Here is a 17,711-nt window from a genome sequence, read left to right on the forward strand (position 1 = left end):
TGACGCCTGAGCTATTTTTGTCTGCCCATCATGTGTTTACTGATTTAAATCTTAGCTATGGATGCCACCAGACACACATTGATCCAGCGTCTTCAAGATCAAAAAGATGAACAAGCGTGGGAAACGTTCACCCAAACTTACGCCAGCTACATCGCTGTAGTCCTCGCAAAAGTAGGCATCCCAAAACACGACATCAACGACCTCAAACAAGATGTCTTGCTCAAACTTTGGCAGAAATTACCTGCATTTGATTACAACTCTCAAAAAGGAAAATTCCGCTCCTGGCTCTGGCTTATGATTCGAAACACCGCATTCAATCACCTTTCCTCACAACACAAACAACAAGAACGAGTCGAGCTCTACTTCACAAGCGACGATCAATCAAACAAAGAAATCTCACCTGAGTTAGAGAAACTCATGCAAGAGGAGTGGAAAGCATTCATCACTCTCCAGGCCATGACCGCACTACGCGGAAAGTTCGCCGAAAAAAATATCGAGATCTTCCGAGAATCCCTCAAAGGAACTCCTAGCGATGAACTCGCTGAGCGCTTCAACATTAAACGCAATACAGTCAATCGAGTCGTTAGCAGAATTAAAGAACGCCTCATCATTGAAGTCGCACGTTTGCGCCAAGATTTAGAATAAGGATGCAATCAGACGAGTCAGACGAGCTTTCCCGCGAATTCATCGACTTCTATGATGATGTAGATACCCCTATCGACCTACTTAGCGAAACTCGCTACATAGACAAAGAATTTATCGCGGAAGGTGCGATCAAAAATGTCTACAAGGTCTACGATACGCATTGCTCTCGTTCGGTAGCTCTCGCGCAAATTAAGGACGACATCTTCACCCTTGAACAAGCCGTCGACTTCGTCCGTGAAGTTCAAACCACTTCATTGTTAGAACACTCTAACATCATTAGAATTTACGACATCGGAATTACCGATGGCAAACCGTGGTTCACCATGGAGTTCCTGTCTGGACGAGATCTAGAAACCTATCTCAAGGACTACCCCACACTTTCACTATTTGAGCGTCTCGACATTTTCAGACAGCTTTGCGATGCCGTCGCCTACGCCCACGCCAACGACATTCTTCACCTCGACCTTAAACCTCAGAATGTAAATGTCGGGGAATACAAACAAATCAAACTCTGTGACTGGGGAATTTCTAGCAGCATTTCAGAACATTCTATAGCAGACCTCAACCGTGCTCAAACCACTCACGGATTTATCAAAGGCTCACCGGGCTACATGGCTCCAGAGCAAACGCAGCCAGATTATCAGAAACACCCCGCCGCCGATATATTTGGCCTCGGCGCTCTTCTCTATTTCCTGCTCACAGGCTCAAGCCCACTTCTAGGAGACACACCAGATGATCTCCTAAAAAACACTCAAGCGAATAATCTAAAGCCATTAAATCACCCATCGATACCCACCCGCCTCATCACAGTCCTAGAGAAAGCGCTCGATAAAAAAACCTCAAATAGATACAACTCAGCGATAGAACTAAAAACTGAGATTGAAAATTTCCAAAGCGGATATGCACTGGAGGCTGAGTCATCCTCCTTCCTCACCCAGCTTAAACTATTCATTCGTCGCAATAAGACTCCCTCACTCATCGTTGCGACTCTACTAGCCCTGCTTATTGGCTTCACCTGCTTCTACATCTCGGAAATTACGCGTGAAAAAAATAAAACGCAAGCGGCACTCACAGAAGTTGAACAGCAAAGGCTGCAAGCCGAAGAAGCCAAGTCGATTGCACAAACTGCACTCGAAGACTACCGCCAAGAACAACAAGCCCTCAATCAAGCAAATAGTGAACTAGCTGATCTCCTCATCGATGGGAATCTTTTAAACTTGCGAGCCTTCCAGTTCCAAAAAGCACTCCAAACAGCTCTCGCTTCACACCAAAAAAAGCCTACCGACCTTACTCGCATGCGAGTTGCCTTCTCGGCCTTCGCGCTCCAGAAATTTGACATCGCCGCAAAATATTCCAAAGACAGTACGCAAAAGAAACATCAAGCTATTCACCGGCTATCTCTAAAGTATGCAGATAAACAAACACCCTTGGATGTCTCAGACTGTATTGAAATCTATAACTCCATCAGTGAAAGCTTCTCGAACCTCCCTATTTACTTCCTAGATCAGTGCTCCCAAAACCTCTCTCCTAGGGATTTTTCCGAAGTTTTGGCCCATGTACTCAAGAAAATTAACAAAAGGAAATCAATCTACTTTGAATACGACCCAAAACTCAAAACGCTCGATCTCAGCAACAATGGGAACCTCAAAACCACGCTCCAACTCATTTGGAACCAACAGCGTAAATACGAATATAATCTCCTGAGCCTACTTCCGCTAAAGGAAATCACTATTGACGACACTCCCTTAAATCGCCGCCACAGCTACAGCGCCAACATGCCGAAGGACTTCAAGGTCAACTACCACAGAGCTCTACCAGCCAAATAGCTCTCCAACCTTTCAGTTTTCTTACACTTGCAGTTCCCGCCAAACCCATATAGGAAGCCCGCATGTCCAGCACACTTGGCCAAATTTTCAAAATTTCTACTTGGGGTGAATCTCACGGCGTCGGCGTCGGAGTCAATATCGACGGCTGCCCCCCACTTCTTGAAATCACTCAGGAAGAAATCCAAAAAGAACTAGACCGTCGCCGTCCAGGCCAGTCTGACATCGTGACTCCTCGAAAAGAAGGTGATGTCTGTGAAATTCTCTCCGGCGTCTTCGAAGGTAAAACCCTCGGTTCCCCTATTGGTATACTCGTTCGCAACAAGGACCAACGCCCATCTTCGTACACCGAAATGAAGGACAAGTACCGTCCATCTCACGCGGACTACACCTATGACGCCAAGTACGGCATTCGCGCATGGCATGGCGGTGGGCGCGCATCTGCTCGCGAAACAATCGGTCGAGTCGCAGCTGCAGCTGTCGCAAAAAAGGTCATCGACTCTATCTGCCCAGGTATCGAAGTCATCGCTTACGTAAAATCTATCAAACATCTCCAAGCTGAAGTCGACCCGAACACCGTCCAATTTGATGATGTCGAATCGAACATCGTGCGTACTGGAGACCCTAAAATGGTCGAGCCAATGATCGATCTGATCAAAGAAGTGCGTGGACAAGGTAATTCTGTCGGCGGTGTTGTTGAATGTGTCATTCGTAACTGTCCAGCAGGACTCGGTGCTCCAGTATTTGACAAACTTGAAGCGGAACTCGCTAAAGCAATGATGTCCATACCCGCCACTAAAGGCTTTGAAATAGGCTCAGGCTTCGAAGGAACTCAGCTCACTGGTGCAGAGCACAACGACCACTTCTACATGGAAGGTAAGAAAGTTCGCACCAAGACCAATAACTCTGGCGGTGTACAAGGCGGCATTTCTAACGGAGAAAACATCATCTTCCGCGTCGCATTCAAACCGACTGCCACCATCATGACTGAGCAGCCAACAGTCGATACCGATCACAAAGAAACAGAACTCAAAGGCCGCGGCCGCCACGATGCTTGCGTCCTTCCACGCGCCGTACCAATGGTCGAAGCCATGGCCTACCTCACTCTAGTAGACCACATCCTGCGCCAGCGCGCGCAGACTGGTACCGTCTAGTTACATCTATCTACATTAGGACTCAAACGCAGTCATAAACTCGGTTCGATAAAAAAGCCTCGCGCTCAGCCTCAGCCACGTCTGGTAATCACCTAGGATTCCTAATTTCAAACCACTTTCCCATTCTTTAACATCGACTCGGAAAGCAGACTCATATTTCATCAAACTTAATGAATTTTGGTGAAATCGGAGTCTCAGGCGTGATCCTTCTGGTGATCATCGCCTTCGCGGCTTTTGGTTTTGCCAAGGGCGCTCTCAAACTCCTGTACGGTTTCCTCTGCCTCATTGGCACACTCGCAGCTGCTTGGGCCGGTTATACCTTTGGCTATCCTGCACTACTCACAGAATGGCCTAGCATGCCTAAACACGGTGAATACGCCTGTGCTCTCGCCGCCGCCATACTCACTTTTATCCTGCTTAAAACAGTCACCGACTTCTTTGCTAACCCTTTCGAAAATGAGGAACAACGCTCAAAATCCTCTGGACTAACAGGGCTAATCACTGGCTTTGCCATGGGATTCGCCATCTGCCTGCTCTGTTTAAATAAACTTGTCGATAAGGGCACCCGCGCAGAAATCGACTACTGGATCGCTCAAGCTACTGAAGCAGCCCCCCAAGAACTCCCCAACCTCGCCAAACTCAAACACGATATCTTGCACTCCCCCGTCAGCAAGCAAGTCACCTCCCTCCTTTCGTTCAATAACGCCGCCAGCCAAAACCTCTCCAAGCTCGTCATCATGCAAGTCGCTGCCCCTGAAAAAATCCAGCAACTCAGCCAAGACCCAGCCATAGCTCTAACCCTCCAATCACCCAAGCTCAAAGCCTTCCTCCATTCTCCTGAAATCAAACAAAGTATCGAGAGTGGTGACACTGCTGCTGTAGCCACCCACCCTGATTTCATCGCTTTACTCAAAGATCCTGCTATGAATGATGCAATCGCTCAGATCGATATTGAACATGCGCTCAAGCTCCGCTAGACCATCTCCAACATCACGAAGGTGCTCACCCACCTCATTCCATTTTCCAACATACCATTTCCAGTCATGCCAAGAGAAGACTACATCGCAACCATCGGCCTCGAAGTTCACTGCCAAATCACCGCAGAGAGTAAAATGTTCTGTTCCTGCCGCGCAGGATACGGCCACGAGCCTAACACCAACGTCTGCCCGGTCTGCCTTGGTCTCCCAGGGGCTCTCCCAGTTCTCAACAAACACGCCATCGAACAAACCATCCTCGCCGGCATGCTGCTCAACTGCACCACTCCTGAAGTGTCCAAGTGGGACCGAAAGAACTACTTCTACCCGGACATGCCGAAGAACTATCAGCTCACCCAATTCGACCTTCCCCTCTGCGCTGGCGGCGGCGTCCCACTCTACGACCTCGCTTACCACAAAGACGCTCAGAAAAATATCCCGAACCCAGGCAAAGTCGTCAAAATGAACCGCATCCACCTCGAAGAAGATGTGGCCAAGTCAACTCACCTTTCTAACGCTTCTACCATCGACTACAACCGCGCCGGAACTCCTCTCATGGAGATCGTCACCGAGCCAGACATTGATTGCGCAGAAGAAGCCTACGCCTACCTCAAGTCACTCCAGCAGATACTCCAATACGGTAAAATCTCTGACGCCGATATGGAAAAGGGCCAAATGCGTTGCGACGTAAACATCTCCGTGCGCAAGAAAGGCACCGACGAACTCGGCACCAAACTCGAGATCAAAAACCTTAACTCAATTTCAGCTGTCCGTTCTTCCATTTATTACGAAATAGACCGTCAGATCGAAGAGCTCGATATGGGTATTGAACAGGTGCAAGCAACACTACGTTGGGATCCGAACACCGGCCAAACATCCGTCATGCGCATTAAGGAAGACTCTCACGATTATCGCTACTTCCCAGAGCCAGACCTTCTTCCAGTCAATACTGTGGAGCTCGTAGAAAAAATGAGACCTCACGTACCCGAGCTTCCTCACGAGAAACGCGACCGCTTTGTCGCCGACTACGGGGTTTCTGAATACGATGCCGGAGTCCTCACCAGTAACCAAGTCCTCGCAAACTACTTCGAAGCTGCAGCTAAAGGTTCTAAGTTTGGTAAAAAAATCGCCAACTGGATCATCAACACCGTTCTCGGCAAGCTCAACGAAACCTTCCTCACTATCGATGACAACCCACTCAAGCCCGAATCACTCGGTGAGCTCGTCGCTCTCATCGAAGCCGGAACCATTTCTAACAATCAGGCAAAAGAAGTCTTCAGCGTTCTCTGGGACGAGCCAGAGAAAAAAGCCGCTGAGGTCGCAAAAGCTCTAGGCTTCGAACCAGCAGACAACTCCGAGATCGAAGGTATCGTCGATGAACTCATCGCCGCGAACCCAGAGAAAGTAGCAGAAGTCAAAGGCGGTAACGCCAAAGCTGCCAACTGGTTCACTGGCCAAGTCATGAAAGCCTCCAAAGGAAAAGCGAACCCGAAAATGGCAACCGACCTCGTCCGCTCAAAACTCGGACTCTAATTTCACCATGTAAAAAGGCGTGCTCGCAAGGCGCGCCTTTTTTCTCTATCCTCATAACTCCTATGGCAAAAAAAACTCCTAACAGCCTGCTTGAGAAACTTTCGATCGTTGTGGCTGTCCTTCTTCTTGTTGCGATTGCTGCATTTTTCGTCAGCTACTTCTACAAGTCTTATGAGGTCACCCGCGAACCCAGTTACGCTGACAACCTTCCTGTGAAAGGAGAATTCGCGAGTATCGAAAAGATTGAAACCCACTGGAAGGAAGACCCCACCACAAGAACGATCTTCCCATACGTCACAATCACCCTCGCCTCCGACAGTACCTCAGGCTCACTCCGCGCTCTCTTTTGTAAAAATAAAAGCCTCAACGACCTCGACCAAACCGTCGTAGGCGACCCTCACACACTCAATTTCCAGCAAGGAAAATTCGACAACGGCACTAACACAACTACCATCAAGTGTTCCCAAGGACTTCCTGACCTAGCCAATTATTTAGGTTACAAAGACCAAGACACTTACCGCTGGACTATCCGCATCCGCGAATCTTCAGATGCCCAACAAGGCTCCACGTCATTCTCAGCATTAGCACATGCCCCCATCGAACCTAAACTTGTAGAAGAAGACGCTTAAGCTCGCAAGCTTCCAATCAGCGACCTCAACACCTCTCTGAGCGACGAACAACACACCTATTTTAGATCTAGTTCCATCTTACCCCATAGAACAAAGTGGCACAAATCCGTGCAATAGCGCAAAAACACTTATCCAACTAATGGCGTGTCGTATACAACTTAAAGTCATTCCTGGTTCTACGCGCAACGAAATCGTTGGCTGGCTAGAACAAGCCCTCAAGGTGAAGGTTCAAGCCGCGCCAGAGAAAGGAAAAGCGAATAAGGTGGTAGTCAAACTCTTATCCAAAGAACTTGGAATACCAGCTGGTCAAATCGAAATTATTGCAGGAACTCTCTCTCAGCGAAAAACAGTGGAAATCAAGGAGCATTCCATGACCGACATCCTAAACAAATTGCCTACCCAATAAAATTCTCTCACACCTTCTCGTACTAGAAGTGCCCTCAAGCAAGAAGACTTTCTGCCATCGCTCTCGCTTTCTCGCCATCGCCTCCGCCGAGCATCCGCACTAGTTCGTCGATCCGTTGCTCGCCTTTAACAGCTATCAGAGTCGAACGCGTCCGTCCTCCTTCAACTAATTTTTCAACCACGAAATGTTCCGCCGCTACCGCCGCAACTTGTGGGAAATGAGTGATCGAAATCACTTGGTGCTTCTCACCTAACACTGCCATTTTCTCCCCCACGGCACGCGCGATCTCTCCACCGACATTGGCATCGATTTCATCAAACACCATCAGCGGTGTCGCATCTTGATCTGCTAGAGCACTCTTCACCGCCAGCATCACCCGTGAAATCTCACCACTCGACGCCACCTGACGCAAGGGCTTAAGAGGCTCACCAGGATTCGGCCCAAACTGAAAATCGACTCCTTCTAAGCCATTCGCCCCTGCTTCACCATTCGGCACAATCGAGAGTTCAAACGATGCCTGCTTGAAGCCAAGTTCTTTAATGTGATGCGCAATCTCTTTCGCTAACTTAGGAGCAAACTTCTTTCGCTTCGCTCCCAACTTCGCGCCTGTCACTTGAAGCCTCTCACGAAGCTGCTCCACTTCTTGCTGCAATGCGCCAATCTTATCACCCCTGTTTTCAATCGTATCCAAGCGCTCACTCGCCTTCACATGATGCTCTAACACATCCTCGAGCGTCGGTCCGTACTTGCGTTTTAAAGTTTCAAAGGTGTTGATTCTATCTTCTAAAGCAGATGCTTCAGCAGAATCGATATCCAGTGATTCACTGTAATCCGCCATGCTGCGTTCAAGCTCCTGCAATTCAACAAGCGCCGAGTCTAAACCTCCTAATAGCTCGACCGATGCCGGATCGATCTGCTCCAGCTCGCGCGCAAGCTTTTGCACTTCCCCTAACCGTTCATTAACCTCGTGACCTAAGATTCCAGCAATCTGACCCGAACACGCAACCAAACGCGTACTATTCGACGCCCGCTTATAGCGCTCTTCTATTTCAGCTTCTTCCTCTGGTCGAATATCTGCCGCCTCGATTTCCTCCACTTGGTATCTCAATAAATCGATCTCCTGCTCGTTCGCCTGCTCGCTTTTCTGCAAACTCTCAAGCTCGAAAACTTTCTCACGCCACTCGCGATACACCTCTCGATACGCTGCTCTTTCTTTTTGAGCCACTGCGTAGGCATCTAACATCGCAAGCTGACGTTCCACTGAAAGAAGCGATTGATGATCGTGAGGACCATGCAGGTCCACTAAATGATCACCAAGATTCTTTAAAACGGACAAAGTCGCGGAACTATTGTTCACCCACTGCTTGTTAGAATTTTGCCCCATGACACGGCGCACGATGAGCTGCTTATCATCACATGGATCGATCCCTGCATCTTCCAGAATAGCATTGATCAGCGCCACATTCTCTAACTCAAAAACTGCCTCCACCGTGCAAGAACTCTCACCAGTACGAATCATCCCCTTGGTCGCACGCTCGCCTAACACTAACTTTAATGCCCCCACGATTACGGATTTACCTGCCCCCGTTTCACCAGTTACTCCAATAAGCCCCTTACCTAGCTGCCAGCTCAATTGATCAACCAATGCGAGATTTTTAATAGAGATATGTGTTAACATAGTGTGAAGATGACGCAGACTAGACCGCTAAAAATCACTTAGCAACTGCACATCTCCGAGAAATCACCCTTTTCAAAAAGCACTCCTGCCGCCTAAGCTCGATTGTATTGAAAATGACTCTCACCTTTCTCGGCACTTCCACCTCTGTAGGCATTCCTGTCATCGGCTGCAACTGCGCTAGCTGTCGTTCCAGCGATCCTAAAAACCAGCGCATGCGCGCCTCTGTCCACCTCCAAACAGACACCCACTCTATCCTTGTTGATTCCGGCCCAGACCTCCGCCAACAAGCGCTCCGACACGATCTAATCAAGGTCGACGCAGTACTCTACACCCACTGTCACCTCGACCACATCACCGGCTTTGACGAATTGCGCGCCTTCTGTTGGGGACGAGAAGAACCACTCCCCATGTACTCGAGCAAGGCCTGTCTCGATGAACTTGCTCGTATTTTCTCATGGGCCTTTTCTCCGAGCAATACTCACAAAGGCTACATCAAACCTAAAGCTCGCCCAGTCGGTGGCCCATTCTTCCTTGGAAATACAAAAGTAACTCCACTACCAGTCATGCACGCCTCAGTCGAAACGATCGGTTTCCGCTTTGACCAAGATGGCCAACCCAGCATCGCTTACATTCCCGATGCGAAAGAAATCCCCGAGCCAACCTTCGCTCTGTTAGAAGGCCTCGACCACTTCATCATCGATGCTCTCCGCCCAGCTCCCCACCCGACACACCTCTCGCTGCCAGAAGCGGTCGAAATATCTAACCGCATCCAGCCAAAGCAAACCTGGCTCACCCACATCTCACACGAAACAGACTATCGAGCAGAAGAAGCGAAACTCCCTGAAAATATTCGTTTCGCCTACGACACACTTCAGTTAGACTAACCCATCCGTCGTTCATGAAATTCCTAAACATCTTTATTCTATTTCTCTTCAGCGTGACTTGGCTTAATGCCAAACCCAGTATCGAGCCCAGCTCCATCGCTATTCTCTACAATAGCAACATGAAGGAGTCCTCTGAACTCGCCTTCTACTACGCCAAACAACGCAACATACCGCTATCTAACCTCGTTGGGCTCGACACGTCGAATGCAGCTCACATCTCACGCGAGCAATACAAAAAAACCATCGAAGGCCCGCTCCGCCGCCACTTCACGCACAATCGCTGGTGGAAACTCCAAAAGACCACTGACGGCTTCGTCATCCCGACCGATAACAAAATTCGCCTCCTCGTTTGCGTCTACGGTATTCCATTTGGTATCCAACAAGTCGCCATCCCAAAAGAGGAAAGCGACAAGCTCCACACCATCGAGCGTTCTAATAAAGCCTCTGTCGACAGCGAGCTCAATACATTCGGCATACAAAACCTTCCTCTCAGAGGCGCGGTTCCGAACCCCTACTTCAAACAAGAAAAAAACTTCTCAGACGACCCCAAAAACCTTCCCTATGTCATGGTTGGACGGATCGATGGCCCTTCGCCCGAGCTAGCCAAGCGCCTCATCGACGATGCCATCGCCACCGAAAAACAAGGTCTTTGGGGAATGTGTTATCTAGATATGGCGCTCAAAGGAGCGAACTACAAGGAAGGCGATGATTGGATAGAAAACATCTACAAGCTCAACTGGCAAAAAGGCATCCCCACCGTTATTGACCGTAACAAGCAAACCTACCTCACCAACTACCCGATGCGCGACGCCGCGCTCTACTACGGGTGGTACACCAGTCATAAAAACGGCCCCTTGCTCGACCCTGAATTTCGCTTCAAACGCGGGGCCGTCGCCATGCACCTCCATTCAGCCAGTGCAAGTAACCTACGCAACCCCGACACCCATTGGGTTGGCCCTATTCTCAATGCAGGCGCAGCCGCTACCATCGGCAATGTCTACGAGCCCTACCTTGCACTCACTCATCATTTTGACATCCTCAACGAGAGACTCATGAACGGCTACACCTTCATCGAAGCCGCCACCATGTCACTTCCTACCTTTTCATGGATGAATGTCTCTGTCGGCGACCCGCTTTATCGCCCCTTCAAGCACATCAGTAGCTCAGGAGAAGTTGTAGAAGAAGACAAAGCATACCGTGCCATGAGCCTCGCATTCCGTGCTTGGAAAAATGACGATGAAAAAATTGAAAGACGCCTCCAGTCAGCAGCCATCCAAAAAAATGATGCACGCTTCTACGAAGTGATCGGCCTGTGGAAGCTTTCACAAAACGATACTAAAGGAGCCCTTTCCTACTTCTATCCAGCCTTGAGCAAATACACGGATATCAGCGACAAAGTACGGGTCACCTTGCATCTTGCAAACCTCTTCCGCGGCGAAAAGCAAAAGGCACAAGCCATCGATGCGCTCGAAGCCATCCTTGCTGAAAACGATTCAGCTCCTGCCACCAAAGCAGCCTCAGCCATGTTAACCATCCTCAACCCACCACCACCACCTGCCGCCCAACCACGCCAAGACAGCGCAGATAAGTAGCCTCACTCCTTTCTCCTAATCCCTATGCAGAGCTACTCCCAACTCATACAAAACACTTTCCCACCGTACCTGACTGAAGAGGCTCCAACAGACCTTCCAGATGAACTTAGCCTGCAAGCACTGTGGTTCAATGGCCAATTTGGCCGCGAATTCACCACCACGGATCAACAAGCGGTGACCATCAAACAGTTCGGTTTCTGGAACCGCTCCGCTGGTCCAGACTTCCTTCATTGTTCCATAGAAATTAATGGTGAAATCCTCTCCGGCCCTATTGAACTAGACACTCACGCCAGTGATTGGATCACCCACGGCCACGACTCGAATCCAGCATTCAATGAGGTCATCCTCCATGTCGTTTTTCAAGACTCCGTCCCCCGTCAATTTTCACGCACAGAAAATCACCAAAATGTGCCGAAAGTGGTCATCCCCACTGAAATCATTAGCGAAGTCCTACAGTACCCGCGCCATGCCTCAGCCACAGCTCACATCGGTCGTTGCTACCAACCACTCAAAAATCTCTCAGAACCCGCCCTCGAATCATTGCTGAAAAATGCGGCCAAGCATCGTTGTCAGCTCAAAGCTAAACGTCTCCTCAAGATCCAAGAAGCTCACGGCACAGACCAAACACTCTGGATCGCGCTCGCAGAAACTCTTGGCTATCGTCCAAACAAAAGCGCTATGAGTCAACTCGCTCAGCGACTTCCCATTCATTACCTAAAACAACACACCTCTCTAAGCTCCGCACTCCTTTTCGGAACCGCTGGTTTTCTCCATCCAGAGATCCACAAAAATGCTCCAAAGGATTCTCAACAATGGTTAGAAGAACTGTGGCAAACCTGGTGGCAACACCGCCAACAACACGAACTCAGCCCCGAACGCTCCATCCAATGGACTCGCTCAGGAATCCGCCCCATCAACCACCCACAGCGCCGACTCGCAGCCCTCTCATGCGTCGCCCAGCACTGGCCTACATTCCGCAAATTCAGTTCACAAACCAACCACCTTCTCGACTGGCTCAAGCAACTCGAAAACCCGTTCTGGTCACACCACTACACCCTCACTTCCAAACGAAGTGAAAAAAAACTCTCCCTCATTGGCAAAGACCGCATCCGCGACCTCCTCATCAACCACATCCTCCCACTACGCATTGCAGAAGGTGATGAGCGAGCGTGGAACCAATACCTCAACTACCCAGCACCAGCTGTCAGCGAATCTGTCAACCGCGCCAGCACCCGCCTCTTCGGCCAACGCGATGATAAAAAGAAGTGGCTCCGCCACGCTTGGAAACACCAAGCACTACTCCAAATTTATCACGATTTCTGCCTCGAAGACCTCAGCGATTGTACGAACTGCCCATTTCCAGAACAGCTTCAACAATTGACTTAGCTGAATCCATTTCTTCCAAACCATTCAGCCATCACGCTTAATCTCTAGAAGATCAACTCTACCCTTCTAGATCCCCCACATCCACTGATCTGTTTCTTCAAGCTCTAGTAGCCCATATAAAAGACCAGTCCAAGCTCCGCTAGACAGTATACAAATGTGCTAAGTCAAGAACATGGATACACCTACGGTCAACTCCGTAGGTGTAACTCATCTAGCTATGTTAGCCTATGCAGACTTGAGCTGCTTCTTCTTAGCATTCTCGTACCAAGCGAAACTGATACCTAGCACGATGACTAGAACCTCTAGCGCGTAGAACGACCAGATTGCTTTTAGTCCATCACCAGCAGTAAAGCCGTAGTTGTGGAGACCGACGCTGAGGAAGTTCACATGCCACCACGAGAAGGTCACTAGGATCGAACCAAAGACTGCGCAGATGTGAATCCCCCACTCCTTGATATAGCCTGCCATACGAGCGTGGAGAATAATCAGAGTCCACAGCACAATAATAAGCGCTCCATTCTCTTTCGGATCCCATCCCCAAAAGCGCCCCCAAGAATCGTTCGCCCACACACCGCCGAGGATGGTTCCTACCAAACTGAAGAACAGCGTAAAACAGACACCGCCGTAAACGATACGAGTCATGAATCGGCGAAACGACTTGTCACCTTCATCAATATTGAAAATGCGAGCGAAGATGTACACGTGAGACAAACCTGCTGTAAGCAAACCTCCAGCATAACCAATGGTGATCGTAGTTACATGCGTCGCTAGCCAGAAGTTTGAACGTAACACCGCGATCAACGGATTCATCGGGTCGACACCTTTAGACTCCTCATACCACATCGCGAGGAACATTCCGAGAGCTGCGAGGAAGAAGGCTAAGCCCAAACAGACGCCGCGCTTAGTCACCCATTCGATAAATCCTAACACAATAATCGCGATGGCGGTGATAAACGGAATCGTGTCGTACAAATTCCCCACTGGTGGACGTCCCATTAAGATACTTCTATGAGTGATCCCAGCAACAACGAGTAGTGTTCCGATAATCAAAAGTACCCAGCCAATGCGATTACACACGCGCCCCCAGCGAGTCGCTGGAGAAATCCAACCAAAGGACACCACTAAAAATCCAAGTACAAATGGAGTTAGTGAACGATAGAAATAATCCATGCGGTAATACGCCATTTCTCCTTCTAGAGTGGCGCCTTCACCACGTTCCTCCATCAGATCATAAACTTTGGTTTTGTAGGCCTTGACCGCCTCCAGCAAGCCCTTTTGACCACCCTCTTCATAAGCCAATGCCAAACTCTCCATTTCGGTGAGGTACTCTAACTGATCCTCATCCGCGTCAGCCTTAAACTGCATATACTCCATCAGCCAGTTATTCCGCTTCGGCCATGTTGGGTTTTCTTTATCCAGAGATGGCATCATCGCGATTTCTGAATACACAGAGTCTCCCACACGAATGGCGATATTAGTAGCAACCGCCTTTAAGCCGTCAGCTCCATCTGGAGATTGCTGAGCACTACTTGCAAAAAGTGGAGCCAATTGACGCCAGCGCTTTACCCAAGAAGAAAATTTCTGCAATTCATCTGTCAGCGAGCTATCTTTATCCGCCATACGAGAGCGCACCGGAGAGAAGTGTGATGTTAGCTCGATGTAACTTCTGATGTTCGTATCTAAGCCTAGAAACTGTTCTTCAATAAGATCGAGCTCGATCTCATCCTGCTTTTTCTTAACAAGATCTGTGCGAACGCGATCGAATTCAGCGAGATAAGGCTGAAGATCCTTGAAACTATAGCGGTCACGACGCTTTTTGTTTGAATGATCGACACCGATCAAATCCAGTACATTGGCATCCTCCACTTGAAACACAGCCATTTCATTGGCCACCCCCTCGCGGAACATCGCGTCTAACATCCACTCCGTTGGCGTCAGCTTCACCTTGTCACCGTCAGTTTCAAAACGCACCTTGCGCTTACCGTTAATCGCTAAAAGCTCAAAGCCAGCCCAGGTCGACATCGGTTTCACGCGCCCACCGTCTTGCACCGGGAGCGAAGCAAATTCTTCAACGAGTTCCTCATCCCAAGGCTCGTACCCTTCCACCACATTTGGCGGGCCTTTAACGATCGAATCCTTTACCGTATTCATTAACAGTCCGACGACCACCAACAAGGCAAAGAAAAAACCTATCCAACGCCCTAACTTACTTTTGCTCATTTTTGCTCCTTGCTATGCTTGCGGAAACGAATCCGAAAAGTTTGATAATGAAATGCACGAAGAGTGCGACACCACAGACATAAATGGCATATTTAGGCCATTGGTCTGATGGGTTTGTCTTAATGGTAAACCCTGAGTACGTGACACCATCGCGCACGTCCCAAGTCGTTTGATAATATGTAAGCCCCTTGTATCGTAGCGGCTTATTCATCTCGATTTTAAACTTAATTGCGTCATCTCCATTTTGATCGAGTGCTGTTACGTCACTTTCGTAAGTCATCGCCAACCCTGTCCCCGGATGCTTTTCACCACGTGAGTCATCGAGGCGGATTTCAAATGGCTGTGGCCAGATTTCTCCGTGAAGTCGGAAGCCATAAACTTTCCCATCAATGGTTGCAGTCACATCGTGTCCCACCCCCTCGTAAAGTAATAATTGAGTTTGTTCACCACCCTGCTTTTCCTTGATAGTGACCACGCAAGCCGAAAGGTTTTTTTCCTCAAATCCAGTAGGTGTCTCAGCCATCGCGTAGTAGCCATCGATCACCATCGCCTCATCTGGCACCGAACCCTGCACTGGGTAGAGTTTCGCATGAATTAAGTAATCACTGACTACCAGATCGAAGGGCATATGGGGCAATAAGATTTCTCTGCTCTTGCCCACTTGACCGCGAACTCCAGCCAAGACATCCGAATTTAACACAGTAGGATTTTGTTTTTCCCCATCTTTAATTTCCGCCACCTCAATCGAGAGTTCAGTGAGACTATAGGCTGTATTGCCTGTATCACCGATTTCTAGCTCCATGTATGCTTCACGTGATTGGTGGTAGGTCATCGCTCCACCCACCATTAGCATTACCATACTAAAATGAGAAACTAGCACAGGAGCATGTTTCCAGCCCTTACGTATGCGCAGCACTCCACCGATGATGAGGTTTAAGGTAAATACCGCACAAACCCAATACCCCCCAGGTAAGAAAATAGGTAGATCATGACCATTCAAAGTAGGTCGCACAAAAAATGCATCGAAGCTGAAGTACTTGCGCAAGGTCCAGTAGAGTCCACCGGGACCCGTCTGTTCAAGCGTCGACAGCCATGTTAAAACCAGCAGCAAGGCCATGCAGACAATGGCTACATGAAAGCCGCCCAGAAAAGCGAACACTCGAGCGAGTGGATTGGTTGATTTTTTAGCCATCAGCTTATTTCCATTTTAAACTTTCACAGAAGGCGAAGAAATTTTCGCGCTGCGCTTTCACCTCTTCGGCACTTGCCACCATTTTCACAGTAATCAAATTGCCACGGGTCTGAACCATCAAACCTAATAAAGCAGCATCTTCTTTAGCAATTCCGCGCATTCCTTCGAATTTACCCTCTGCTTCAATCACTACACCTTCTTCATCGAAGGTCTCAAAAGTTTCCAGCTCGCCCACCACGATTTCTTTATCATCTCCAAATTGCTTCAACCAACGCTGCGCATTTTCTTTTATCCCCCCACTGGCAATCGATAAATATACCTCGCCATCCTCACCAAATTTACAGTTGTAATCACGAAACTTCGTACTCGGCACACGACGCCAATCAGCAGGCATGACCCCACCAATGTTGCCCTCATCATCATAATTTGAGATCTCCCGAGTCTCAGCAACCTCAATAGGTTGCGTACTTTCCTGACAGGAGGAAAATACAAGGAGCGAGGACATCCCCACGGCTATATTACGGATCTTCATGACTGGTTTGGCGATACTGTGTGAATGACCGACATGCAAGGGCAATCGGCCATTCTCACTATCACTTCTCTGCTCTTGTTCTTGCATTGCAATTCTTAAACTCTGCCCCACACTACGCGCCGTGGAACCCATTACTTTCTTAAATCGCTACACCAATAGCACCGAAACCGAACAGGTCTATGGAGAATCTTTCCTAAAATGGGCATACGCTAATCCTCTCGGAAAAATAGCCCTCCACAGCTTCGTCAAACGTCCATTCTTTTCCAAATGGTATGGCCAGCGCATGGACTCTCCCAAAACCAAGGAAAAGATAGCCCCTTTCATCGAGCAATACCAAATGAATGCCGATGAGTTCCTCGACAGCCCAGACAGCTACCAGCACTTCAACGATTTTTTCTACCGTAAACTCAAACCCGAAGCCCGCCCCATCGCCGACAGTGACCTCGTCTTCCCAGCCGATGGCCGCCATCTCGGATTTCAAAACGCAGAAAAGGTCTCAGGCGTCTTTATTAAAGGACAGCAATGGGATCTGCGCGCTCTGATCAACCACGACCGACTCTACGATCAATTTAAAAATGGCAGCCTTGTGCTCTCGCGTCTCTGCCCAGTAGACTACCACCGCTTCCATTTTCCATGCGATGGCACCCCAACAGAAGCCCGCCTCATCAATGGCCCGCTATTCTCAGTCTCACCCATCGCTCTCCGCCAAAACCTTTCCTACATGTGGCAGAACAAGCGCACCTGCACCATTCTAGAAACACCAAACTTGGGCCGCGTTCTCATTTTAGAAATCGGCGCTACCTGCGTAGGCTCCATCCATCAAACCTACCAAGCCCATTCTCCGGTATCTAAAGGCGATGAGAAAGGCTATTTCGCCTTCGGCGGCTCCTCCACCATCACCATTTTTCAAGAAGGCAAAGTCCAACTCGCCGACGACCTCCTCACCCACAGCTCCCAACAACAAGAACTCTACGCAAAAATGGGTGACGTGATGGGCACTTCTGTCTAAAAACAATCATCGCGACCACGCCATGCAATCCGACCTGCGACCTTTAGACTTTCG

Annotated in this window: 15 protein-coding genes; 11 read left to right on the forward strand and 4 right to left on the reverse strand. The window is 49.0% G+C overall.

Translation table 11 applies throughout. From position 1 onward, the window contains the following. Nucleotides 1-57: 57 nt before the first annotated feature. From ACFPK9_RS03765 to ACFPK9_RS03795, 7 genes are all read left to right on the forward strand, one after another. Nucleotides 58-645, forward strand: a complete 588-nt coding sequence (locus ACFPK9_RS03765) for an RNA polymerase sigma factor (RefSeq protein ID WP_377093330.1) — start codon at nucleotides 58-60, stop codon at nucleotides 643-645. A 2-nt stretch (nucleotides 646-647) separates the two neighbouring features. Beyond that, on the forward strand, nucleotides 648-2,471 hold the full coding sequence (locus ACFPK9_RS03770) for a serine/threonine-protein kinase (protein WP_377093331.1): 1,824 nt from the start codon (nucleotides 648-650) through the stop codon (nucleotides 2,469-2,471). A gap of 62 nt (nucleotides 2,472-2,533) precedes the next feature. Next, nucleotides 2,534-3,622 carry a chorismate synthase gene (aroC, locus tag ACFPK9_RS03775; protein ID WP_377093332.1) on the forward strand — a complete coding sequence of 363 codons (1,089 nt, stop codon included), beginning with the start codon at nucleotides 2,534-2,536 and terminating at the stop codon, nucleotides 3,620-3,622. A 170-nt stretch (nucleotides 3,623-3,792) separates the two neighbouring features. Further along, nucleotides 3,793-4,599, forward strand: a complete 807-nt coding sequence (locus ACFPK9_RS03780; RefSeq protein ID WP_377093334.1) for a hypothetical protein — start codon at nucleotides 3,793-3,795, stop codon at nucleotides 4,597-4,599. A 66-nt stretch (nucleotides 4,600-4,665) separates the two neighbouring features. Continuing rightward, nucleotides 4,666-6,129, forward strand: a complete 1,464-nt coding sequence (gene gatB / locus ACFPK9_RS03785) for an Asp-tRNA(Asn)/Glu-tRNA(Gln) amidotransferase subunit GatB (RefSeq protein ID WP_377093335.1) — start codon at nucleotides 4,666-4,668, stop codon at nucleotides 6,127-6,129. 62 nt (nucleotides 6,130-6,191) lie between these two features. Beyond that, nucleotides 6,192-6,758 (forward strand): hypothetical protein, encoded by a 567-nt coding sequence (locus tag ACFPK9_RS03790; RefSeq protein WP_377093336.1) that lies wholly within the window; start codon nucleotides 6,192-6,194, stop codon nucleotides 6,756-6,758. A gap of 139 nt (nucleotides 6,759-6,897) precedes the next feature. Next, entirely contained in the window at nucleotides 6,898-7,164 is a 267-nt protein-coding gene (locus ACFPK9_RS03795; RefSeq protein WP_377093337.1) for a DUF167 domain-containing protein, read from the forward strand. Between the two features lie 34 nt (nucleotides 7,165-7,198). Here the strand turns inward: ACFPK9_RS03795 and recN are convergent, their stop codons facing one another. Further along, nucleotides 7,199-8,842, reverse strand: coding sequence for a DNA repair protein RecN (gene recN / locus ACFPK9_RS03800; protein ID WP_377093338.1), 1,644 nt, complete (start codon nucleotides 8,840-8,842; stop codon nucleotides 7,199-7,201). A gap of 113 nt (nucleotides 8,843-8,955) precedes the next feature. Between recN and ACFPK9_RS03805 the strand changes: the two genes are divergently transcribed. The 3 genes from ACFPK9_RS03805 to ACFPK9_RS03815 are packed head-to-tail and all read left to right on the forward strand — an operon-like array spanning nucleotide 8,956 to nucleotide 12,704. After that, nucleotides 8,956-9,726 carry an MBL fold metallo-hydrolase gene (locus tag ACFPK9_RS03805; protein WP_377093340.1) on the forward strand — a complete coding sequence of 257 codons (771 nt, stop codon included), beginning with the start codon at nucleotides 8,956-8,958 and terminating at the stop codon, nucleotides 9,724-9,726. Nucleotides 9,727-9,740: 14 nt separating this feature from the next. Continuing rightward, a complete protein-coding gene (locus ACFPK9_RS03810) occupies nucleotides 9,741-11,318 on the forward strand; it encodes a TIGR03790 family protein (RefSeq protein WP_377093341.1) in 1,578 nt (525 codons plus the stop codon). A gap of 24 nt (nucleotides 11,319-11,342) precedes the next feature. Then, nucleotides 11,343-12,704 carry a DUF2851 family protein gene (locus ACFPK9_RS03815; RefSeq protein ID WP_377093343.1) on the forward strand — a complete coding sequence of 454 codons (1,362 nt, stop codon included), beginning with the start codon at nucleotides 11,343-11,345 and terminating at the stop codon, nucleotides 12,702-12,704. Nucleotides 12,705-12,929: 225 nt separating this feature from the next. On the opposite strand, the gene ACFPK9_RS03820 is transcribed toward ACFPK9_RS03815, so the two are convergent. Genes ACFPK9_RS03820 through ACFPK9_RS03830 form a run of 3 tightly spaced genes read right to left on the reverse strand, consistent with a single transcriptional unit; the run spans nucleotide 12,930 to nucleotide 16,780 of the window. Continuing rightward, nucleotides 12,930-14,924 (reverse strand): cytochrome c biogenesis protein, encoded by a 1,995-nt coding sequence (locus ACFPK9_RS03820; RefSeq protein WP_377093345.1) that lies wholly within the window; start codon nucleotides 14,922-14,924, stop codon nucleotides 12,930-12,932. Further along, nucleotides 14,911-16,116 carry a cytochrome c biogenesis ResB family protein gene (locus ACFPK9_RS03825; RefSeq protein WP_377093346.1) on the reverse strand — a complete coding sequence of 402 codons (1,206 nt, stop codon included), beginning with the start codon at nucleotides 16,114-16,116 and terminating at the stop codon, nucleotides 14,911-14,913. Before ACFPK9_RS03825 ends, ACFPK9_RS03820 begins: the two co-directional genes overlap by 14 nt. Before the next feature lie 4 nt (nucleotides 16,117-16,120). Then, nucleotides 16,121-16,780: a hypothetical protein gene (locus ACFPK9_RS03830; RefSeq protein ID WP_377093347.1), complete on the reverse strand. Its 660-nt coding sequence runs from the start codon at nucleotides 16,778-16,780 to the stop codon at nucleotides 16,121-16,123. On the opposite strand from ACFPK9_RS03830, the gene ACFPK9_RS03835 reads away from it, so the two are divergent. Continuing rightward, the gene (locus tag ACFPK9_RS03835) at nucleotides 16,770-17,657 is read left to right on the forward strand and encodes a phosphatidylserine decarboxylase (RefSeq protein ID WP_377093349.1); all 888 of its coding nucleotides are present in this window, start codon (nucleotides 16,770-16,772) and stop codon (nucleotides 17,655-17,657) included. The genes ACFPK9_RS03830 and ACFPK9_RS03835 overlap by 11 nt on opposite strands. Nucleotides 17,658-17,711 lie beyond the last annotated feature (54 nt).

It is taken from the genome of Rubritalea spongiae (genome assembly GCF_042652385.1).
Classification (GTDB): domain Bacteria; phylum Verrucomicrobiota; class Verrucomicrobiia; order Verrucomicrobiales; family Akkermansiaceae; genus Rubritalea; species Rubritalea spongiae.